Origin of the sequence: Marivirga arenosa (assembly GCF_030503895.2) — a bacterium.
Classification (GTDB): domain Bacteria; phylum Bacteroidota; class Bacteroidia; order Cytophagales; family Cyclobacteriaceae; genus Marivirga; species Marivirga arenosa.
Genome location: NZ_CP129970.2, coordinates 765,899 through 787,425, shown reverse-complemented (window position 1 = coordinate 787,425; position 21,527 = coordinate 765,899). Strand labels below are relative to the sequence as shown.

Annotated in this window: 18 protein-coding genes; 9 read left to right on the top strand and 9 right to left on the bottom strand. The window is 33.4% G+C overall.

All coding sequences use genetic code 11. The features are described 5' to 3' along the window. Window positions 1–4 precede the first annotated feature (4 nt). Window positions 5–553, top strand: coding sequence for a crossover junction endodeoxyribonuclease RuvC (gene ruvC / locus QYS48_RS03420; protein ID WP_308357519.1), 549 nt, complete (start codon window positions 5–7; stop codon window positions 551–553). A 4-nt stretch (window positions 554–557) separates the two neighbouring features. On the opposite strand, the gene QYS48_RS03415 is transcribed toward ruvC, so the two are convergent. The 4 genes from QYS48_RS03415 to QYS48_RS03400 all read right to left on the bottom strand — a co-directional run bounded on the left by QYS48_RS03415 (window position 558) and on the right by QYS48_RS03400 (window position 5,568). Next, on the bottom strand, window positions 558–1,676 hold the full coding sequence (locus QYS48_RS03415; protein ID WP_302103677.1) for an AI-2E family transporter: 1,119 nt from the start codon (window positions 1,674–1,676) through the stop codon (window positions 558–560). An 11-nt stretch (window positions 1,677–1,687) separates the two neighbouring features. Beyond that, complete coding sequence (locus QYS48_RS03410; protein ID WP_308357518.1) at window positions 1,688–2,689, bottom strand: hypothetical protein; 1,002 nt, start codon at window positions 2,687–2,689, stop codon at window positions 1,688–1,690. 28 nt (window positions 2,690–2,717) lie between these two features. Further along, window positions 2,718–4,403: a hypothetical protein gene (locus QYS48_RS03405; RefSeq protein WP_308357517.1), complete on the bottom strand. Its 1,686-nt coding sequence runs from the start codon at window positions 4,401–4,403 to the stop codon at window positions 2,718–2,720. A 124-nt stretch (window positions 4,404–4,527) separates the two neighbouring features. Continuing rightward, entirely contained in the window at window positions 4,528–5,568 is a 1,041-nt protein-coding gene (locus tag QYS48_RS03400) for an AI-2E family transporter (protein WP_308357516.1), read from the bottom strand. Between the two features lie 198 nt (window positions 5,569–5,766). On the opposite strand from QYS48_RS03400, the gene QYS48_RS03395 reads away from it, so the two are divergent. From QYS48_RS03395 to QYS48_RS03375, 5 genes are all read left to right on the top strand, one after another. Continuing rightward, window positions 5,767–6,660: an aldo/keto reductase gene (locus QYS48_RS03395; RefSeq protein WP_308357515.1), complete on the top strand. Its 894-nt coding sequence runs from the start codon at window positions 5,767–5,769 to the stop codon at window positions 6,658–6,660. 170 nt (window positions 6,661–6,830) lie between these two features. Beyond that, window positions 6,831–8,204, top strand: a complete 1,374-nt coding sequence (gene mnmE, locus QYS48_RS03390; protein ID WP_308357514.1) for a tRNA uridine-5-carboxymethylaminomethyl(34) synthesis GTPase MnmE — start codon at window positions 6,831–6,833, stop codon at window positions 8,202–8,204. Between the two features lie 254 nt (window positions 8,205–8,458). Beyond that, the gene (locus tag QYS48_RS03385; RefSeq protein WP_302103684.1) at window positions 8,459–9,163 is read left to right on the top strand and encodes a hypothetical protein; all 705 of its coding nucleotides are present in this window, start codon (window positions 8,459–8,461) and stop codon (window positions 9,161–9,163) included. Beyond that, window positions 9,160–9,867, top strand: coding sequence for a hypothetical protein (locus tag QYS48_RS03380; RefSeq protein WP_308357513.1), 708 nt, complete (start codon window positions 9,160–9,162; stop codon window positions 9,865–9,867). The genes QYS48_RS03385 and QYS48_RS03380 overlap by 4 nt, the downstream gene beginning before the upstream one ends. Further along, window positions 9,864–10,454 carry a hypothetical protein gene (locus QYS48_RS03375; protein ID WP_308357512.1) on the top strand — a complete coding sequence of 197 codons (591 nt, stop codon included), beginning with the start codon at window positions 9,864–9,866 and terminating at the stop codon, window positions 10,452–10,454. The genes QYS48_RS03380 and QYS48_RS03375 overlap by 4 nt, the downstream gene beginning before the upstream one ends. A 260-nt stretch (window positions 10,455–10,714) precedes the next feature. Here QYS48_RS03375 and QYS48_RS03370 read toward each other — a convergent pair whose 3' ends face one another. From QYS48_RS03370 to QYS48_RS03360, 3 genes are read right to left on the bottom strand one after another with little or no spacing between them, the layout of a single operon-like run. Then, window positions 10,715–11,569: an MORN repeat-containing protein gene (locus QYS48_RS03370; protein ID WP_302103687.1), complete on the bottom strand. Its 855-nt coding sequence runs from the start codon at window positions 11,567–11,569 to the stop codon at window positions 10,715–10,717. A 20-nt stretch (window positions 11,570–11,589) separates the two neighbouring features. After that, on the bottom strand, window positions 11,590–12,420 hold the full coding sequence (locus tag QYS48_RS03365) for a DUF2490 domain-containing protein (protein ID WP_308357511.1): 831 nt from the start codon (window positions 12,418–12,420) through the stop codon (window positions 11,590–11,592). After that, window positions 12,417–14,312, bottom strand: a complete 1,896-nt coding sequence (locus QYS48_RS03360; RefSeq protein WP_308357510.1) for a hypothetical protein — start codon at window positions 14,310–14,312, stop codon at window positions 12,417–12,419. Before QYS48_RS03360 ends, QYS48_RS03365 begins: the two co-directional genes overlap by 4 nt. 351 nt (window positions 14,313–14,663) lie before the next feature. Between QYS48_RS03360 and QYS48_RS03355 the strand changes: the two genes are divergently transcribed. Next, the gene (locus QYS48_RS03355) at window positions 14,664–15,098 is read left to right on the top strand and encodes a hypothetical protein (protein ID WP_302127543.1); all 435 of its coding nucleotides are present in this window, start codon (window positions 14,664–14,666) and stop codon (window positions 15,096–15,098) included. Between the two features lie 3 nt (window positions 15,099–15,101). Here QYS48_RS03355 and QYS48_RS03350 read toward each other — a convergent pair whose 3' ends face one another. Continuing rightward, window positions 15,102–15,947 (bottom strand): agmatine deiminase family protein, encoded by an 846-nt coding sequence (locus QYS48_RS03350; RefSeq protein WP_308357509.1) that lies wholly within the window; start codon window positions 15,945–15,947, stop codon window positions 15,102–15,104. A gap of 16 nt (window positions 15,948–15,963) precedes the next feature. After that, a complete protein-coding gene (locus QYS48_RS03345; RefSeq protein WP_308357508.1) occupies window positions 15,964–17,661 on the bottom strand; it encodes an acyl-CoA dehydrogenase family protein in 1,698 nt (565 codons plus the stop codon). Between the two features lie 135 nt (window positions 17,662–17,796). On the opposite strand from QYS48_RS03345, the gene QYS48_RS03340 reads away from it, so the two are divergent. Continuing rightward, a complete protein-coding gene (locus QYS48_RS03340) occupies window positions 17,797–19,167 on the top strand; it encodes an MATE family efflux transporter (RefSeq protein ID WP_308357507.1) in 1,371 nt (456 codons plus the stop codon). Between the two features lie 91 nt (window positions 19,168–19,258). Then, window positions 19,259–21,475, top strand: a complete 2,217-nt coding sequence (locus QYS48_RS03335) for a S9 family peptidase (protein ID WP_308357506.1) — start codon at window positions 19,259–19,261, stop codon at window positions 21,473–21,475. The last annotated feature ends 52 nt before the right edge of the window (window positions 21,476–21,527 follow it).

Below are 21,527 nucleotides of genomic sequence, written 5' to 3'. Positions count from 1 at the left end.
GGGAATGAAGAAAGATAAAATCATATTGGGACTCGATCCTGGAACTTCAGTCATGGGATATGGCGTGATTCAAATCACTGGTAACAAAATGTCTATGTTGCAATATGGAGTGATCCATTTATCTAAATATGTCAATCATGAGATTAAACTTCGAAAGATTTTTGACCGGGTAACTAGTTTAATTGAAGATTATACTCCAGACGAAGTTGCCTTAGAGGCTCCTTTCTATGGAAAGAATATCCAATCAATGTTGAAGTTAGGAAGAGCGCAAGGGGTGGCAATGGCCGCTGCCTTACGCTTAGATTTGCCTATATCAGAATATGCTCCCAAAAAAGTAAAACAATCGGTTACCGGAAATGGAAATGCTTCTAAAGAGCAGGTAGCTGAAATGCTCAAAACTTTATTAGGTATTAAAGAAATCCCCAAGCTTTTAGATGCTACCGATGCTTTAGGGGTGGCAGTTTGCCATCATTTTCAGGGAGGCAAAACAGCTAGTGGTCCAAAAAGCTGGAAAGCTTTCATAAACGATAATCCTGGTAGAGTGAAAAAATAAAAATTTATTTAGTAGAGGCTTTCTTACTTACAAAATCCTTTAACTTTTTAAAGAGTCCCCTTCCATCAGCTTCACCATCCTGAAAATTAGAATTGCCAATTAATAAGGCTATTGGCTTTAATGAATCATATTCTTCACAAATCACTTTTAGCATTGCAGCAAAGGGAAGAAATAAAACCATTCCAGCAACTCCCCAAATAGAGGCACCTACTATTAAACTTAATATAGCTGCAAAAGCATTAACATTGACGCTGTTTCCAACTACTTTAGGACTTAAAAAATTGCTTTCTATCAATTGAATAAACCAAAATAGTATAGCTACTGCTAAAGGCACCCATAATTGGTCGTGTGACATAAAAGCATAGAGAACTGGTATAGTAGCTCCTAATGTTGTTCCGATATATGGGATGATCGATAGTGAAGCAGCTAAGAAACCAAACAGAAAAGGGCTGTCGATTCCAATAATCCATAAGCCAATACTATTGGCAAAGCCTAAAATTAAAATCAATACCAACATACCCGATAGATACTTTTGCCCTACTTGTTGAATTCCTTTCAACATTTTGAAGAAATCCGCCTTTTTTCCCTCAGGTGAAAACTTCATAAATGCTCTGATAAACCCTTTATTATAGATCAGAAATAAAAACATGTAAATAATGGTAGTAATTAAACCAGTAAGAAAATTTGCAGTACCATTAAACGTGCCACCTAATAAACTACCTGCAGAACTTTTAAGCCACGATTTTAAATCATTCAGCAATTGATCTTTATTAAGATCTTTAAAAAAGCTTGTGTTCTCATTTATATATACAATGAGGTCAGTGTAAAGCTTTGATAGCTTTTGACCAAAATTGCTGATTTCATCAGAAAGTGAAATGATTTCTGTTGAGAAAAAAGTAATGCCTCCGCCTATAATGAGGATTAACAACAAAATAGATAGAAAAGCAGCCAAAATATTTCCTAGTCCCCAGCTGGTAAATTTTTTATGTAGTGGGTAAAGAATAAAGGCTAATAGCAATGCGATCCCTAAAGGGATTAAAATAGATTTTGCTACTACTAAAAACCAAATTAGTATAGCAATAAATGCAAGAGTGAAAAATGATTTCTGAAATGAAACTTTCATAGATCTAGAGTTTAAAAATAATGTTTATATTCTTCTTTAATAAGTTCTAGTGCAGGCTTATCTTGAGGGGTATAGGCTTTTATAGTCCTTCTATGTTTCCCATTTCGATTTAAATGCCACTTCCAAATAAAGCCACCTGACCACCATTTTTCTTCTTTTAGAGATTCGAAAAGTGCTTCAAAAGCTAAGCTTTGATTTGGATAATTCACTTGAAGCGTATCTTTAGATAGCTTCCAGTGTCCCATGGTATTGTACTCTACACTTTCATATCCAAATTCAGTAAAAAGTATAGGTTTATCATACTTTAGATGAATTTTCTTCATCTCTTTTTTAGGAGTTTTCCAGGCATTTAGTAATTCAATTTTAGAGGGAGATTTTTCATCGCTAAGAGGGAAGTAAGCATCTATTCCAATATAGTCGAGCTGGTTCCAAAACTGAATTTTATCATATTCATCCCAATTAGCCGCGTAGGTTAATTTACCCTGGTATTGTAATTTAAGACTATCGATTAAGCTTGTCCAAAAGTTATTGTGATTTAAGCTAGAGTTTCTAATCTCCGTTCCTATGCACAATATTTCTACATCAAGCGAGTCAGCAATTTGAGCATAAGTGAATAAGTATCGCTTATAATCATCATGAAATTTGAGCCATAAACTATCCGTTTCAAAGTTTAGGTCTCCAGCCCATCCTTGACCTCCTACCCAGAGGTGAGGTTTGAGCATAATTTTTAATCCTTGTGATTTCGCCATTTTTATGGTTTCAATCACACCTTCTGGTTTTTCTCCCCACCACTGCCGAGGATGATCAAAAATAATTTCAGCAGTTTCCGCATTGCAGAATGCGTAAGGCACTATTGCCACCCAATCTGCGCCTATGTTTTTAATGCTCGTTAGTGAATCAATAGGGAAGGGTTTGGAAGGTGCTACTAGATTGAAGCCGTTAATTCTATTATGTTTTGCAGGTTCTGAAATTTTATTAAAAAATGAGTGGGCTGATAATAAAAGGATAATCATGATTAAAAATCCTAGCGAAATCTTAAGCTTATTCACTTTCTACCTCCTTTCCTAAACCTATCTTTTCCCACAAGTTATCTTCCTGATTATGAGGTTCTAATTTTTCTATTCGTGCAGGCTTCTCTAATCCTATCGTTGATTGGAAACCAGAAATCAGGCTGTTAGACCAATAACTAAACATGGATTTTCTTGTGTCTCTTTTGAATTTAATTTTCCCAACTCTAAATCTACCATTTTTTCTGGGGTTATTCTGCGCTAATGCCACGTTTGCTAACCAGCTAAGCGCTTTATCACCTTTTTCTTCCTCATTTAGAATTTTATAGAAGCGAATATTTAAATCTGAATATCTCAACTCCATCTCTCCGCTTACTGCTTTATTTCCGCCTGAATAATTAAAGTATAAATCATCAAGTCGTCCAGTGGTAATGGCTACTGGATATGAAACGGTAAGATATTGATTTATAGCATTCAAATTCATTGGTTCTAATTTCCCTGATACCTCAAAATAGCCATAATTGGAATTAAGGTCATATTTAATTGTTGATTTAAGTTTGCCTTCATTATAGAATTGACCATTAGCATTTATATGCAAGAAATGGCCGTATTTCAGCAGGCTGTCAGCATGATTTGTAATATTATTAATCGCTAGATCAATATTCGAGATATAGACCTTAGCTAGTTCATTTTTACCATTAGGGATTTCATGATAATGCAGGTCAAAATTTTCAATATTGCATTTCCTGACGTCAATTATTGTACTACTATTTTTCAATAAGTTCACTAATATCGGAATATACCTGCTTTCAGGTAATGGATAGTTTTTATCCTTTGTAACCTTTAATTTAATGTCTTTAGAATATATATTTTCAATCGCTATTAAGCTATCACCTACCCAATTTACATTAGTTAATCGAACGCTATCCAAATAGAGGTCAATATGGTTTGACTGTTCTATCATTATTTTAGCAAACTTTTTTGGAGTATAAATGGGGCGATATCTTACAGATCGAAGAGTTATACTTTGATGAATGACATCTAGAGAAATATTTTCTACATCTAAGCGATGAATTTTATCTTTTAAATGGTAAGTGAGCTTCTTAAATTCTATTTCAATCTTTTCTGCTATATCTTTAAAAGAAGTAAGTGTTTTATTTTTTTGAAAGTATAAGTGGGAGGCTTTCAAATCATAATGAGAAGACACACTTCCATGCTTCTTTCCTTTTCTATCGTAGAATATAATTTCTCCATCTGTTATATTAAAATTACTTAATTCTAATTCAAACCTACCATCAAAAGACGGTCGCGAGGCTTTGCTGTTCTTTAATTTTTCAAAATCGATAGGGAGGAGGAGCCTAGCTTTTTCAATGTCCAATGATTCAAATTTAAAATATCCCTGGTTAAAAGTTTCCCAATACTTATTCCATGTAAAATAAATGGAAGGGATTTCTAATTTGGCAATGGTATCATTTTCATTCGTCCTTAAAAATACCTTAACCTTTTCTAAGGTGAATTTTTTCTTTAGAACCTGAAATCGAATATTTTGTACTTCAAAACTGATGGAATCCTCAAAATAATGATTTAATTCACTTTGAATTGAGTTCACAACAAAAGCCTTCACTTTCAATTCTTTAAATAGCTGCCAACCGATAAAAACTGAAGCCAACAAGCTTGTAAAGATGATGAGGGTTCTTTTATGAAGTGTCTTCTTGGACATGTATGGTTTCAGGCTAATCGTTTAGTTTAAAATACAAAAAATATTTGATCCTTAGATTAACCAGATCCTAATCTTTCTGAATAAGGACAGATAATTTAATTGTTGCTTGAGCTTTTTTAAGTAGTTAGGACATTAGTTTTGCAAACTTTTTACCACTTGGAAACTCATTTAAAATTGTTTTAAGCAATACAGTCAATGGAATCGATAAAATTAAACCAGGAACGCCCCATATGAAGCCCCAGAACATCAGCATGATTAATACTATAATGATATTAATGGAGAATGATTTCCCCATGAAAATAGGCTCTAAAACAGCTCCAAATAAAACTTGAGCTCCTGTAAATAGTATGGCTGCCAATAATAGGGTACCAGGATTATCTATCTCTATAAAGGCAAAAAGCATCACTAATACAGTTGAGATTACTGAACCAACCATTTGTACAAAATTGATCACAAAGGCTAATAAACCCCAAAATAATGGGAAGCTTATTCCTAATGACCAGGCAATTATTCCAAAAGCTATTCCAGTTAATAAACTCACAAAGATTTTTACTTTTAAAAAGTCTGAAACACTTCTTTCTACTTTCATAAATGTTTTTACCGATTGAGTGCCACCAGAGAATAATGTACTTTGAAGAATATCTTTAAAGTTTAAGGACCCCGCCAATAAAAGCATTAAAAAGAAAAGCGTCATTAAAATATTGACAACAGTGCTTTGGATGAAAGAAATGGTAATGGTGAAATTATCTAAAATCAAACTCTCTATTCGGTCACTCTTCATTAGACTTTTTAAAGTACTTCCTCCGTTTTGCTGGTCAAGGCCAAGTGTTTCTGCAAAAGGGGTTACCACCTGTTCAACTTTATGATCTAGTTTTCTGAAAATTTCAGATTTACCATCTTGAATCTGTTTACCAGACATTTGAACGATCTTAATCGTTGAAAAGCCAGTGAATGTTAAAATCAAAACTACCGTTCCTAACGCTATTATTTGAGGCACTTTACGTTTCTTCATCCACCGCATCATAGGTGTAAATAATAGTGCAATAAAAATGGCGAACATTAAAGGAATGAAAATAAAAGAAAGCAACTGAAGGCTGTAAAATATTACAGGGATAACTAATACTAATAGTAACTTATTGGTGGTTGATTGATCGTTTAATTTCATTTTGTAATTAGTGACTTTAAAAGTAATAAGGTTGCAAAATAAAATGATACACAAAGTTTAACGTTTGCCTTGTGCTCATGGTGATTTAAAAATTGCTTTTGTATTGCATAAAGCTATGTGCAAGCTAACGAAGAACTTTTATTTTGGATATGTGATCCTAAAATAAATACGTAAATTTTAGTCAAAATCTTTTTTATCATGAGACAAACAAGCTTGCTTAAAGACAATATTGAATTCTCTCCCTATTTAGTTGGGGTTATGCGCTTAGGGAAATGGGGAGTAAATTTTTCAACAAAGGAATGGATTTCTTTCATTGAAGAATCCTTAGCGCTGGGTTTGATAGATTTTGATCACGCTGATATTTATGGAGACTATACCACAGAGGAAGATTTTGGTAAAGCTTTAAAAGAAAAGCCACATCTGCGCGATAAAATGCAAATCACTTCTAAATGTGGTGTTAAAATGATAGCAGAAAATCGACCTCAGCATAAGATTAAGTCTTATGATAGCAGTGAAAAGCATATCATTACATCCGTTGAAAACTCATTAAGGAATCTTCATACTGATTATTTAGATGTTTTACTTCTCCATAGACCTGATTTCTTGATGAATCCCAACGAAATTGCAGAAACATTTGAAAAGCTCCAAGATGATGGTAAAGTGAAGCACTTTGGTGTTTCGAATTTCACCTCTTCCCAATTTGAGATGATTCATGATGTTTTTCCTCTTGTCACTCATCAGATAGAAGCTTCTCTATCTCATCTCAATCCTTTTGAAGATGGTACACTAGACCAACTTTTAATGAAAAACATAGTGCCTACTGCATGGTCTCCTTTGGGTGGAGGAGTAGACAACCAAAGGTTAAATCAAGAACTACAGAACACGCTCAATAGTCTTTCTGAAAAATATGAACTCAAGTTAGCTCAATTGATGTTACTTTTTCTAAAGAAACATCCTTCAGGTATAATTCCTGTTTTGGGAACTTCAAAACCAGAAAGATTAAAAGAAGCCATGGATCTTAATGCCCTAGAGTTAGAAAAAGAAGATTGGTATGCTTTATACAGCGCTTCAAAAGGAGAGGAGGTGCCATGATGCAAAGCCTCTTTATATGTAGAGAAAGCTGTTAGGTTTCGTCAAATAAAATAGTATTAAAATAATGTTTTGATGCCAAAATTAAGGTAAAGCTGAAGGGTTTAGGTAAATGTTCAGCTATAAAACACATATCCATTTTATAATCGCCAATAATTAGTGAAATTTGCAAAATGTTAGATCAATATAAGGATACAATCATTGCATTATCTACTGCCCCTGGAGTTGGAGCTATAGCAGTAATTCGTTTATCTGGGGACGATGCCATTAAAATCGTGAATAATGTTTTTAAGGGTAAGAATCTCCTAAGCGAGAAAAGTCATACAGCCCATTTCGGGACTATACGTAATGATGATAATGAAATTATTGATGAAGTGGTAGCAACCCTATTCGTGGCACCTAATTCATTCACTAAAGAAAATGTAGTGGAAATCTCTTGTCATGGCTCTCCTTATATTGTTCAGCGATTAATCAAATTATTTTTGACCAAAGGTGTGCGTTTAGCGAAGGCAGGGGAATTTACACAGCGTGCCTTTTTAAATGGCCAATTTGATTTAGCGCAAGCGGAGGCTGTAGCTGATTTAATTAATGCCGATACGGAGGCTTCCCACAAAGCAGCCATGAATCAAATGCGTGGTGGATTTTCGGAGCAAATCAAAAACCTCAGAGCCGAGCTGATTCATTTTGCTAGTATGATCGAATTAGAACTTGATTTCGGAGAAGAAGATGTGGAGTTCGCTGATAGGGATGATCTCAAAAAATTAGTCAATCAATTATTAAGTGTGATTACAGCCTTAGTCAGCAGTTTTGATTTAGGTAATGTAATCAAAAATGGAGTGCCTACAGTAATTGCCGGTAAACCCAATGCTGGTAAGTCTACTTTACTGAATGCCTTATTAAATGAAGAAAAAGCTATTGTTTCTGATATAGCTGGAACTACTCGTGATTTCATTGAAGATGAAATTAATCTGGAAGGCGTAGTTTTTAGATTTATTGACACTGCTGGTCTAAGAGATACCGAGGATAAAGTAGAAGCGATTGGTGTTTCTCGAACTAAAGAAAAGATGAAGCAGGCTTCGCTCATCATTTATATGTTTGATCTTAAAAATGATACGCTAACCGAAGTAAATCGAGATATTAACATGCTCGAAAATTTGGGTATCCCATTTATTAAAGTAGGCAATAAGGTGGATGAAGCACAGAAAGATTTGTATGCCGAAATGCAAAAGGATGAAAAGACTTTATTTATTTCCGCAATCAACAAAGATGGACTAGAAGCTTTGAAAACTAAACTAGTAGAGACTGTTAATCTTGAAAATTTCAAGACAGGAGATACTGTAGTAACCAATATTCGTCATTATGATAATTTAGTACAAACCCAAAACAGCTTAAATGCAGTCTTAAGAGGTTTAGATGATAATATTACGGGTGACTTCCTAGCCTTAGACATCCGTCATGCGCTTAGGTTTTTAGGTGAGATAACTGGAGAAATTACTACGGATGATTTGCTGGCGAATATTTTCAGTAAGTTTTGTATTGGGAAGTAGGAGACAAAGTTTAGTAGGGAGAATGGAGTATTTTATTTTGAAAAAGTATTAATTAGAAAATTCTAACCGGAAATGACTTACTTTGGTCAATCATCAATTTAAAAAATTTAATATAAACAGTCTCAAAGTACTTCATACGGTATTCAAATTCGAGTCTAGTACGCATAATTAAATACGAATTAGTATTTATTTAAAATTTTCTCTATGTTTAATTTAAATTAATAGAGGTATATTTATTTTTTAAAAATATCTGTGTGTCAAGATTATTTATATTATTACTTTTCTTTCAGTTTTTTGGATGTAGAACCATAGATGAATTTGATCCATTTCAAAATAAATTAGAAAAAGGAATATCTACATATTCAATGAATTATATTGGACTTAATGATGGATCAGATTTTGGAAAGTGCTTTTTAGCTTCTGACCTCGCTAGGTTATATGAGTCAGCTTCAGGGAAAGAAATTGTAAACGTTTCATTCGAAATTTATATTGATGGTCAATTTTTTACCGGTAGCTCAATATCAAATTATTCAATAAATTGTATCGTAGATTTGTCTCAATTTGCAAATGGTAGACATGATGTTTCTATTTTAATTACTCCACATGATGATTATCAAGACGATGATGAAAATAGTTTAGCCTCTTTTTTTGGGTATATTGATGGTACTTTTCATTTTCAACAGAGCTTAAACTTTGTTGAAGAGAATCTTGGTGATATTCATATAAATGATGCTCGTTTAATTAATGGTAATATTAATATTGAATACGAGACCAAAGGGGGAGCAAATCCGAGTGTCTTTGAAATCTCAAATATCTTTGGTTCTTCAGTCAAAAAGAAATATTTATTTAAAAGAGGGAAGTCTTTAGAATTTACTTGGGGAACTGAGACAGATCAACTACTACTGTTAACTTATTCCAACCGATTTGAAACCAAATCAACAACTATATTTCTTAGATGAAGCAATACTTTATATTATTACTTATTTCTTGCTCATTTTATTATGAAGCTAATGCACAATATATAAATCTACCTAATCCTCGATTAGATCTAAATTTACAAACAGGAATAATGTTTATTAATCCTAATAATGCTAGTTTCTTATATGAAAGCGATGCTCTTATAAAAAGTAGATTAGATTTCAAGGGGCAAAAAGAATTTGGTCCTTCAGCTAGTTTAGGGGTTGAAATATTTTATCCCTCGTCTGAAAAACTATTCGTAGGGTTTGATTTTAACTATGTCAATTCAACAGCTTTTGCTAGATATCAAGATTTTTACGGGTCCTATGATTTAACTGTTCAGCTTAGATATTATTCTTATAAGTTTATCCCAAAAATTGTAATTTTAGAAAGCTCTGATTTTAGTTGGATTTTTCAACTTGGTTTTGGTAGTAGTGTGGTAGTTGAAAGCGCCTCTGAATTAATCAAAAATAATAATTCTATTCCGAATCCTTTCTTGTTAGAAGACTATCTTAGAAATCAGAGTAGGGTTTTATTTGGTCTAGTTGCAAGTGTTAAAACGGGATTAAGTTTTAATTTTGATAGATTCAACATTAATTCTAAAATAGGTTATGAAATATCATTAAATACTGAATTAGATAATATTAGATCAAGAATATCTGGATTTATTTTGAATTTTGGAGTAGGATATAATTTAATTAAATGAGGTACTTAATAGTATTATTTTTTTCATGTTTTGCATTTGAATCACTTTCACAGGATACTATTTTTCTGAAGGATTCCTCTGAGATTAATTGTTCAATAAAAGAAATAAAAGAGGGGAGTTTGATCTACACTCGAAATGATGAAATTTCTCCTTTATATGAACTAATGATTTCAAAAGTTCTCTATGTAGAATTTGAATCTGGAAGACTTGATTCATTAAATGCCTATCGTATTGTGGAACAGTTCGTTGTAGAAAATTACAATGAAGCAGATTCAAAAAAAGCATATTTGTCAGGATTTCAAGATGGATTTAAGATATATAATGGAAGATCAGTTAAAATGGCGACTTCAATTACAACTTTTATTTTACCACCTTTGGGTCTAGCTACTACAGTTATTACAGCTGGAATTCCTCCTAATGCTAATTTACTTATTCAAAATGAAAGCCCATCAAATAGTTACATTAACGGATTTCAAGCAGGTACAATATTGAAAAAAAGAAAAAAGGCATGGCAAGGTTTTGGTCTGGGTTTAGGAATTACAATTGGATTAAGTTTATCTATAGCTTTAGTTGTAGGGGCAGGATGATTTGTCAAATTTTTTTTAATATACATAAGCTTTTTTGCTTCCTTACTCTTGGGTTTTCACATAATATTTCGATTTATTCTCTAAAAAAGGTTTAATATTATAACAGGCGATTTCTTAACAATGGATGGATATTCGCCATGCCTTTGGTTTCCTAGTAGAAATCACCACAGATGATTTGCTGACGAATATTTTTAGTAAGTTTTGTATCGGAAAGTAAGAATAAATTCAAGTCCCTTATTTTTCATGAAAGAATAAGAGATTTACTTCTTCTGAACGTCTATTAAATCATCATCTTTCCAAATGCCTTGGGCTACAATTTCACCTTCTTTGCTATAAAAAATTCCTTTACCATTTCGTTTATTTTCTGCCCATTCGCCCGTGAACTTTTCACCATTTGGCCAATAATAAGTTCCTTTGCCTGACCTCTTATCATTTTTAAATTCACCTATATAATATTCCCCATCGGGCCAATAGAACGAACCTTCACCATGTCGTTGATTATTTTCCCATTCGCCTTCATATCGACTTCCGGAATCAAAAATAGCAACTCCCTTGCCGTTTGCTTGATCATTCTTCACGGCTCCTACATAATAAACTTTATTTCCTTTATTTAATTCAAATACTAAGTACTCTCCACTTTCTTTTTGCTTCAATTGTTTTTTCAGGTTTTCATTTTGAAGCATAATTTTTGTGAGTGCAAATTGCAAAGAATCATACTGTCTTATTTCTTCAGGGTCAGCAAGTCTTTCAGTTATGATGGTATCATTATTTCCTATATTGAATGAATCTTTTGCTTTCAACTCTTTTCTCAAGCTTAAGATGTGTTTCGCTAATTTTATTCTTGCGCTGATAAATGGGCTTAAATCTTGCTTGTCGGGAGTCAATGTAAAAGCCTTATAGGCCTGCAAAGCTTCCTCATATCTCTCATTAAAAAGCAATGAATCAATTTCACCAATGGTAAAATAAATAGAGAGCGAATCAGTCTTATTAATTCTTTCATTACTTTCTGCCAATTTCATCTCAAGACTTATATTATTCATATAAAAGAATACCGCAATACCAGCAGCTATAATAGCGGCAAGTGTTAAAGAGATATTTACTTTTTTGTATTGCATATATAATTGCTCTTTGTGAATTAATCGGTGGTATGGATTTCAGGAATTTTATTTTTCACCCTTCTAATGTCAGGCGAGAAATAGATATGAAAACGACTAGTCCATTTTTGACCATAAATGGAACCATCATTTAAATCTTGGCCTTGAGAATACATTAAGCCAGCTGCAACGGTTACTCTGGAATTTATGATATAGCCTACAGATGAGTGAAGTCTTAAATCTTCCATAGGGCTATTGACCACTCTTTCACCACTTTGCATAATCAATTCTGCTTCTGGTGATACATAAAAAGTTCTTGGCCCTAATTTGGGTTTATTTAGTGGAATTTTAAATTTAAGCATATATCTGTACCTATTTCTAAAAAAGTAATCACTGTTATTTTCATAAGTCCGGGTCCACCTATGCTCTAACCTTAAACGGTGATATACCATAAAGCGATCAAAAGGCATGGCAAACTGATATTGATGCCAGATTCGCCATTCAGCTACAGATCTTTTTTCATTTAAATCATCAAGATTATCGTTAGGATTAAAATTAATTCGCAATACGCCTCCTAAACTAACATTTAATTGTTTTGAAAATAAGTAACTGATAGCATGTCGGTTATAAACTTGAGCAATTTGTCCGGCAAAAGGGATGTTTTCACTTTCTTGAAACCGTAAATGTGTTTGGGCTATCCAGAATAGACGGTTTGAAATCCTAACATTGCCATAAGTATTTAACCATAATAAGGTTGTAGGATCTTTATAGCTCGCCTTAGTAGGTTTTTCTTCATCCTGTGAAAAACTTTTTTCTATATGGCAGAAGAGAAAGAAAAGGCTGAAAATCGCTATTTGAAAATTTCTGCTCATTCTAATTCGGATTTATAATTTGCATCAATTTCAAACAGTGTGAGGATACTCTTTGGATCTTTTTCTTTTCGAAGTTTCCGTTCTAATTTTTCTGTATCTTCTTCTCTCAACTCCAGCATTCGGTCGTAAATTTTTTGCTCTAACCTATATAAGCTGACTACATTATCGCATGCTAGATGATTTTTAATTTCATCTTTAATAAATGGGATAAGGATTTTAGTGTAAGACTCAACAATTCGACTTTTAACTTCTTCACTCATAACAGTTGAAGTGAATGGATTCCAAATTTCATCTATGTATAAGTTTTCAATTTCTTTTTGTTGACTTTTCAGACTACTAATGCGATTAGCTAGCATTTTCAAATTAATCATGCACTCTTTCAGGTTTTTAGCTTCTTCTTGCTTTACCACTATATCTGAAATAGAGGAGTAATTTTTCAAGGCTTCGTTAGAGAAAGATTTTATTGCTGTTAATAGCTTACTGTCATTTCCAGAGGTTTTCTCTTGAAGTGAATCTATCACCTTGTTTAAAGAGTTGGATTCGTTAATTAATCCTGATTCTAAATCCTGTAATTCATTTTGAAGCTCTTTGGTTTTTAATTTTTGCTCTAGTTTTTCTTTTAAAGATAGGGTGTATAAATAAGTGTATTCGCACAAAGAGTAAATAGCTTCTAGTCCTATTTCATCTTTATAAAATGTAAAATTTTCGACAGAAAAAATGCTAGATTTTAGGCTATCCCCCTCTTCATATTTCACTTCAATAGGAAAGATCTGAGACTCGTAAGTCCATAACTTGCTAAGCAAACTGTCTCTTTTGATATGTTCAAGTAATCCTTTTTCATAGTACTGCATGAAATCACCAATGAATTTCAAATGATTAGATTTAATGGCTTGTACTGCTTTTAATTTAAAAAATACTTCAGGATCAGTGAATTTTAATAAGTTGAGCTGAGTGCTTTTAAGCAATTTATCAGAAATACTCTGTGCTTTTTGAGAATATACCGCAGCTGAGTCAAGCAAAGCTAATTCATTTTCAAGCAAAGGATAAAATGCCACTTTCACCTTAAATTTTGGCATAAAATCTATTTCTCCCAGCTCTTGCAATAGCTTCTCTATCTTTTGATAATGCCCTGTATTTTTTTTAAGCATAGATAACATTCCGGATGGAAGTGTATCTCTAGAAGTAGAGGACAAGCGTTGTTGAATATGGATAATAGATAAGTATTTCTCATCGAGATTCATTATTTCACTAACTTCTATTTGGTCATTGTAGATTGGAAAAGATTGAATGCTATCATATTGATTGATTGAAATGCTTTTTAATAAGCCTTCTGAAAATTCCCATGCCTCAGTAGTTTCAATACTTTCAGTGGAATATAATTCCCATCTATCGTGTGCTAATCCTTTTCTCAAAAACCGTCCCGCCAGAAATTCATTTTCGTTTTGAATTCTAAAACTTTGCTGCGGTACACCTTCTTTAAAAGAAAGGCTACTTTTAAAAACGGTATCTTTAACGATTGAATTTTCAATTTTAAAGGTGACATGAGTCCAAATGCCATCAGCTTTACCGTTTTTCAGACGCCCGTTAGCATGAGTTTGCTTTCCGCTAATATTTACCCTATACTGATAATCTGCTAAATAGCTACTGTCTGTAGCCTCAAACTCTCCAAATTTAAATTCCCAATTATTACTTGGCTGGTTATTTATAAAGTCACCTTTAATGGAAAGATAGCTATCGTTTTTATGAAATAAATTTTCAGGATTAGATTTAATAAATTCGAAAGCTCCATTTTTAATGGTATCCTGATCGCTCATTTTAAAGGTATAAGATGCCATCCCCGAGTTTGAACCTAGTGAAAAGGACCCATTGTATCGAAAATTATATTGACTCATGACCCTATTTGAACTCAAAAAAGAGCTCAGAATGATTATGAAAAAGAAAACATTTGTTTTAATTCTGATCATTAGCATTTTTGAAAGCGAACTTAATGATGTCGTTTTATCTAACTATTTAGATGGTTAGTCTAATAATTAAATGGACTCCGCAAAAGTACAAACTTTAGTATATTTTAGTTTCTTCTTTAATTGAATCAATTAAACTTAAAGCTGAAAATATGAAGGCAGCTTGAATATAAGAAAGAAAGATTCAGCGACTTTATTCTAATGTTTAAATATTGAAATTAAATATTGGTTAATGAATAATAAATACTATTTTTATATGATAATTCAATAAAAATAGGGGATATGGAAAAATCAAAAATCTTTTTCGAGAATGATTCAGCTTGCGTTTATTACGATGAAAATTTAGACGCACTTTTCTTACAATATAAAAGTAAAGTGAAAACAATGGATGAATTTATATTGATTAATGGAAGTGTAGTTCAAGCATTTAAACAACTAAATACTACTAATTTAATTGCAGACATAAGAAAAATGGGTATAATTTCATTAGATGCTCAGGACTGGGTGCTCAATAATCTTTTTCCTCCAGTTCTTGAACACTTAAATGGTAAAAAGCTTTTTCATGCACAGCTTCTAGATCCTTCAGAGATCATGTCAAAAGTGGCAGCATCAAATCTTAGAAAAAAGACTAGTGCGATTGGCTTTACAATAGAACAGTTTGGTGATGAGCAAAGTCTTATTGAAAAGCTTCAAAGTTTAAAAAAGCCTATGGTTTAAAACTTACTCCTTTAAGCACCAGCTAATGCAATTCATCAATCCCCCATGTTTCCCTATTGCATCTATGTTAATAGGGATTATGGTTCTTTTTGGAAAAGCCTCATGGATGATTTGAAGTGCTTGTTCATTTTTCTGCTTTGGGTGATTAAAGATAGGGAATAGAATAACATCTGCTATTTCAAGGAAATTTACATAAATTCCTATAGCGGAATAGTGATTTTCATGATCTGTGAAGAAAGGCATGTTGATGTATTTGAAATTATTCTTTTCACATAAGTTCTCAATTGAATTTTTGATTGCTTTATATTCTTGATTTAGGTCGTTCCCAATTAGAGTATTGCCATCTACAAAACGCATCATGCCGTCAATATGGCCCGTCATATCATCTTTTTCTTCATGGGCTTTTATTTTCAGTACTTCTGTTTTTAGGTCATCAGCTATTCTTTGGTAGAGTAAATCAGGATCATCTTTGTAGATATGATTTTCTGTTTCAACCCTGTCTGAAATAATAACCTTATCTTTCCATTTTATGATGTTGCCTCCATCTAGATTGATGTTATGTTTTGAAAAACGGCATTTTAGATTGTTTTCTTTAATGACAGTTGTTGGGTCTGTCCAGTTTGATCTGGGCTCATAACTAGGTTGATAGCGAAATTTTAATAAACGTTTCGCATGTGTTTGAATGGGCATGTAGTCTCTGGCCCATTCATCTTTTGTCCCTTTTAATAATTTGATGTTGATATATTCAAATGGAGCTAATTTTTCACAAATCAAGGCAAATTCATCCGGGAAATTCTCTTTTAATTTTTCTGAAAAGTAAACTGTATTGCATTCCGTATCTAAAACCATAAATAATTAAAGATTATTAAATTGACCATGCTATTAAGCCTTTGATTTCATCAACATCTCTGACCGCTATATTTTCCTCATTATTTAATTCTGATTTTAAATATTGTGCCGTAGGTTTCATCCAAGCTTCGTTATCATTATTCCAATTCTTTAAAATAATGCATAGTTGAAAAACCCTTGTAAGCTTGTTGAAGAAATACTTAGCATGAAGCTCTAATTCTTCTTGTTTCATTTCAAAAAGAGCGTTCATTTTACTTTCTACCATTTTTAATTGCTCCAAGATAACATTATCAAATTCCTGATTTATGCCTAAAGCTGATTTTATTTCTTCCATCATTACTTTGAGGCCATCAGATTTAAAACTTGCTCTGAGCATATCTAAAATCATAATATTACCTGCACCTTCCCATATAGGAAGTACCATTACATCTCGCATAATTTTAGGCAAAACTCCATCTTCAATATAGCCTATTCCTCCCATTAGTTCCATACTTTCTCGGGTGATATATACTGCTTTTTCAGCAGACCATTTTTTGATCATAGGGGTTATCAACCGACCTAAATGCTTTTCTTTCTCATCTCCATTATCAGCTTTATTGAGCGCTTCAATTGCTCGCCACGTTAAATAGAAATTCGCAACATTAAGGCTGCCTAATTCGAAAAGTTTCTCTTTTATCAACGTATGCTCAATGGCTGTTTTTCCAAAGCTATTTCTGAATAGATTGAAGTTGTAAGCTTCTATTAGTGCTCTTCTGGCTCCAGACAATGCGGCTACTGAATTATAAAGTCTTGAAAGGTTAATCATATCGGTCATGATCTTAAAACCATTGAACTCATCACCAATCAACTTTGCTTTAGTCCCATCCAATATGCATTCAGCACTTGCCATAGATCTTACTCCCAATTTATCTTTCAATCTAACAATTGGTAATTTATTCAAACTTCCATCTGCTAAATGTTTTTCTATAAGAAAAATAGACAAGCCTCTCGTCCCTTCTATATTTTCGTCAGTTCTAGCTAAAGCAAAAATCAATTCTGCATTTACATTGCTGCAAAACCATTTCTCACCAGATAATAAATAACTTCCATCAGGCTGTTTTTTGGCTTTCACTAGATTTCTACCTACATCAGAACCGCCTGATTTTTCAGTAAGAAACATAGCACCTGTAAAGAATTCTTCTAGTTCAGTCGTATGAATATGAGGTAGTAATCTTTCCTTATCCTCTTCCGAACAATGTAAATCGATCAGTCGTGCTACCCCATCCGTCATGCAAAGGGGACAATACTGACCTATTTCGCTCATGGCGTATAAGTAGCCTGAAGAAAATCCCAGACTATGCAGTTCTTTAGAGAACTTTTGTTTTAATTGAGGGTCCCATTTTACTTTAAACATCTCGGAGTCAACAGCAATTTGCATTAAGCGATCATAGGCAGGATGGAATTTTACTTGATCAATCGTTTCGCCAAAGAAATTTCTTTTTATTAACTCAGGGCCATTTTTGTCAGCATCTAAGGATAGTTCATCCATTTTTTGAGCAGCTGAGCGTCCAGTTTTAGTTAATATAGGCTTCATGTAGTTAAGTCCTTCAGAACTTAATTTTCTATTCAAATATTCTTTCAAAATCAGGTCGCTTTCAAAAAAATTCCGACTTGATTGGAAAGAATTATCCACAACTTGATTTTTTACAACTTGCTTTTGCTTAGTGTCTTCCATGGTTTATTCAATTTTAATTTAAAAGTTAAATCAAATTAACGAGAAAAAATAGGCTTTTTTGCCTAATTTATTTTTAATAGGATTTAGTATTGTTTTTTAACTCAACGCTTAAGGTAAAAAGCCGTATCTTTCCTAATGGCAAAATCCAAAAAGTATACAGAAGGAAAGATTTTAAATTCATTGGTAAGCCTTGCATTTCCCATCATCATGGCTAATGTTTTACAAACTGCCTATCAACTAATCGATACTTTTTGGTTAGGTAGGCTAGGAGCCAATGCGGTAGCAGCTGTAAGTTTAAGCTTTCCGATTTTGTTTCTAATTCTAGCGCTAGGGGGTGGTTTAACGTTAGCAGGTACCGTTATCGTTTCTCAACATAAAGGAGCAGATAATCAGATTAAAATCAATTATGCATCTTCTCAAACGGTTGTAGTCATATTCATCATCTCAATACTTTTAGCAATAGTCGGCTTTTTTTCTGCTGAACCCCTAATGAAAATTGTAGGGGCTGGTCCAGAGATCTTAAATGACTCTATTAGCTATTTTCAAGTCTCCTCTTTTGGCTTCGTCTTTCTTTTTATGTTTTTTGTTTTTCAGTCCTTAATGAGGGGAATCGGGAATGTGTACTTACCTATGTTTATTGTTCTTGGTACAGTATTTTTAAATCTGATCCTTGATCCTTTGTTTATTTTCGGTTGGGGACCAATAGAAGGAAATGGAGTTGCCGGGGCAGCTATGGCTAGTGTTTTTACGCAAGGAATTTCTGCTTTTGTTGGATTATTGATCCTATTTAGAGGTAAAATGGGGATTCAAATTAAATTCAAACATATGAAATGGGATTTTCTATGGGTGAAAAAATTATTTGAGTTAGGAATTCCTTCAAGCTTAGATCAATCAAGCCGTGCAGCAGGTATGACTTTTATGATCATGCTCGTAACGAGCTTTGGAAGTGAAGTAGTTGCTGCCTATGGAGTAGGAGCTAGGATTTTAAGTCTGGTAGTGGTCCCCGCTTTGGGTTTTGCTATTGCTACTACGAGTTTAGTAGGGCAAAATATTGGAGCGAATAAGATTAAGAGAGCAGAAAAAATAGGCGATTTAAGTAATAAGATTGGCTTCTTCGGACTTACTGCTATTGGTATTTTACTATTTCTTTTTGCTGAACCTATTACAGCTTTTTTCATACCCAATGATCCTAAAGTGATTAAAAACGGAGCATTATTTATTAAAATCATGGCGCCTAGTTTTGGTTTGCTAGGGGTACAGCAAATTTTAAATGGAGTATTCAATGGCGCTGGTTTCACACAGGCATCAATGCTCATTTCTGTTTTTAGTTTGTGGATTGTTCGTTTCCCTACTGCATTTATGCTATCGAATAAAACATCTTTAGGATTCGAAGGTATCTGGTGGGCATTCCCGATTTCTAATTTCTTAGCCGCAATTCTTGCTTTTGCTTATTATAAAATGGGATATTGGAAACTTAGGGTAATCAAAAAAAGACATCAGTTTTGATTTGGTATAAATTTTCTGAGCAACATTAGTGCCTTAATTTCCCGAACATTTTTATTAAATTCAAGCCGATTTAAACGAATAATAAATTATTATGATAAGGAAACGATCAATGCAGCTTTTTGGCCTGCTTATAATGATGTGGGCTTTTACCGTTCAAGCTCAAGAAAAACAAACCTTTAGCACTTTTGAAGAGGCTATGTCAGGCACTCGTCCTTTAAACGGAAACAGCGGACCAACAAATATTAATTGGATCAACGATGGGGAAGCTTATTCTTTCACTGAAAGAGGAGAGAATGGAGCTCAAATCATAAAATCATATAATCCAGATGCAGATGAAGAAACTTTAATCTTTTCTACTGAGGGTTTGAAAGTACCAGGCTCTGAAGATCCTTTTGAATATGTATCTTTTCAATGGTCAGATGATTCAAAATACTTATTATTTCAAACTAACTTCCGTCCTGTATGGAGAAGATCAGGTGTTTCAGATTATTACTACTATTCTATCGAGGAGAAAACATTGGATTTAGTAGCTAAGGATGCTCAAACAGCTGAATTATCTCCCAATGGTAAAAAAGTAGGGTATGAAAGAGGAGGAAATTTATTTGTATTCGACCTTGCATCAAAAAAGGAAACCCAATTAACTGATGATGCGGAAGACGGTTTTTACAACGGTCGTTTTGGCTGGGCTTATGAAGAAGAATTTGGATTAGCTCAGGCATGGGAATGGTCTCATGATAGTGAGTATATTGCTTTTTGGCAGTCAGATGAAAGAGAGGTTCCTATTTTCCAAATGACAGACTACCAAGGTACTCATAAAGAATGGGTAGAATTGCCTTATCCTCAAGTGGGGGACACTAATCCTACTGTTAAGATTGGTGTGATTAATGTTGAAAAGCAATCTAAAGAGTGGATGCAAGTTCCTTTAGAGGAAGGATATATTCCAAGGATTTATTGGACAGCTGAAAAAGCAAAATTAGCGGTTATGCATTTGAATAGAGCACAAACGCATATGAAAATGTATATGGCTGATGCTGATAATGGAAAAGCTCAAATGATTTTAGAAGAAGAGTCTGAAGCATGGATTGATGTTTTTGATTTCTTTGCAGGTATTATGCATTATGCATTCTTCCCTAAGGATGCTAAAGAATTTTTCTGGATTACGGATAAGGATGGTTATGCTCACCTTTACCGGTATAATTATGAAGGAGAATTACAAAATCAAGTAACAAATGGGGATTGGGAAGTGGTTTTTGTTCATGCTGTTGATAGTAAGAAAAAGAAAATCTACTACAGCTCCACTGAAGATTCACCATTAGAACGCCAACTTTATGTAATTAACTTCAATGGCAAGGGTAAGAAGAAATTAACTGATATGGTAGGTCGTCATACTATAGATATGGCACCAGAAGCAACTTACTTTATCGATCGTTATTCTAATGTAAACACTCCAACAAAAGTGGCTTTGAAAAATGCTTCAGGTAAAACGGTTAAAATGCTTGAAGAAAATAAAGGAGTAAATGAAGCGCTAAAAAGTGTTGCCTTTATAACTCCTGAATTATCTAGTTTTACTAATTCAGAAGGTGATAAAATTGATATTGCAATTTATAAGCCTGTTGGTTTTGATTCAAATAAAAAGTACCCAATGGTTCTGGATGTTTATGGTGGACCTGGAGCTCAATCTGTTTATAATGAATGGAGGGCCAGTGCTTGGCATCAGTATTTGGTTCACAATGGCTATGTTGTAATTCAAGTAAATAACAGAGGTGGAGGAGGCTATGGCCGAGAATTTGAAAAAGTGGTTTATAAAAATTTAGGTCATGCTGAGGCGCAAGACTTTGCTGAAGCAGCAAACCATATGGTAGAATTAGGATATGTGGATGCTTCTAAAATTGGAATCAGAGGACATAGCTACGGTGGTTATATGAGTAGTTTCAGCATTCTTAATCATCCAGATGTATTCAATGTAGCATTAGTGGGTGCTCCCGTAACCGATTGGAGACTATATGATAGTATTTATGCGGAAAGATATATGGGCTTAGAAGAAGATAATGAAGAAGGATATATTAATTCGTCTTCTACTACTTATGCACCAAACTTAAAAGGCCATATGTATATTGCACATAGTACAATGGATGAAAATGTTCACGTTCAAAATACATTTCAATTAGTAAAAGGACTTATTGATAATGGAAAAGATCATGATTTAAAGATTTTTCCTCCAGGCGCTCACGGTGTAGCTTATAATTATCCAAGCTATATACTGCTGATGAATAATTACATTAATTATTTAGACCAACATTTGAAGTAATAAATTATATGTGATTAGAGAAAGGCCAATTGAATCCTTTTCAATTGGTTTT

Excerpts from the sequence above, each read along its gene's own strand:
- ruvC (WP_308357519.1), top strand. The coding sequence starts at position 5 with ATGAAGAAAGATAAAATCATATTGGGACTCGATCCTGGAACTTCAGTC.
- QYS48_RS03415 (WP_302103677.1), bottom strand. The coding sequence starts at position 1,676 with ATGAAAGTTTCATTTCAGAAATCATTTTTCACTCTTGCATTTATTGCT.
- QYS48_RS03410 (WP_308357518.1), bottom strand. The coding sequence starts at position 2,689 with ATGATTATCCTTTTATTATCAGCCCACTCATTTTTTAATAAAATTTCA.
- QYS48_RS03405 (WP_308357517.1), bottom strand. The coding sequence starts at position 4,403 with ATGTCCAAGAAGACACTTCATAAAAGAACCCTCATCATCTTTACAAGC.
- QYS48_RS03400 (WP_308357516.1), bottom strand. The coding sequence starts at position 5,568 with ATGAAATTAAACGATCAATCAACCACCAATAAGTTACTATTAGTATTA.
- QYS48_RS03395 (WP_308357515.1), top strand. The coding sequence starts at position 5,767 with ATGAGACAAACAAGCTTGCTTAAAGACAATATTGAATTCTCTCCCTAT.
- mnmE (WP_308357514.1), top strand. The coding sequence starts at position 6,831 with ATGTTAGATCAATATAAGGATACAATCATTGCATTATCTACTGCCCCT.
- QYS48_RS03380 (WP_308357513.1), top strand. The coding sequence starts at position 9,160 with ATGAAGCAATACTTTATATTATTACTTATTTCTTGCTCATTTTATTAT.
- QYS48_RS03375 (WP_308357512.1), top strand. The coding sequence starts at position 9,864 with ATGAGGTACTTAATAGTATTATTTTTTTCATGTTTTGCATTTGAATCA.
- QYS48_RS03370 (WP_302103687.1), bottom strand. The coding sequence starts at position 11,569 with ATGCAATACAAAAAAGTAAATATCTCTTTAACACTTGCCGCTATTATA.
- QYS48_RS03365 (WP_308357511.1), bottom strand. The coding sequence starts at position 12,420 with ATGAGCAGAAATTTTCAAATAGCGATTTTCAGCCTTTTCTTTCTCTTC.
- QYS48_RS03360 (WP_308357510.1), bottom strand. The coding sequence starts at position 14,312 with ATGAGTCAATATAATTTTCGATACAATGGGTCCTTTTCACTAGGTTCA.
- QYS48_RS03355 (WP_302127543.1), top strand. The coding sequence starts at position 14,664 with ATGGAAAAATCAAAAATCTTTTTCGAGAATGATTCAGCTTGCGTTTAT.
- QYS48_RS03350 (WP_308357509.1), bottom strand. The coding sequence starts at position 15,947 with ATGGTTTTAGATACGGAATGCAATACAGTTTACTTTTCAGAAAAATTA.
- QYS48_RS03345 (WP_308357508.1), bottom strand. The coding sequence starts at position 17,661 with ATGGAAGACACTAAGCAAAAGCAAGTTGTAAAAAATCAAGTTGTGGAT.
- QYS48_RS03340 (WP_308357507.1), top strand. The coding sequence starts at position 17,797 with ATGGCAAAATCCAAAAAGTATACAGAAGGAAAGATTTTAAATTCATTG.
- QYS48_RS03335 (WP_308357506.1), top strand. The coding sequence starts at position 19,259 with ATGATAAGGAAACGATCAATGCAGCTTTTTGGCCTGCTTATAATGATG.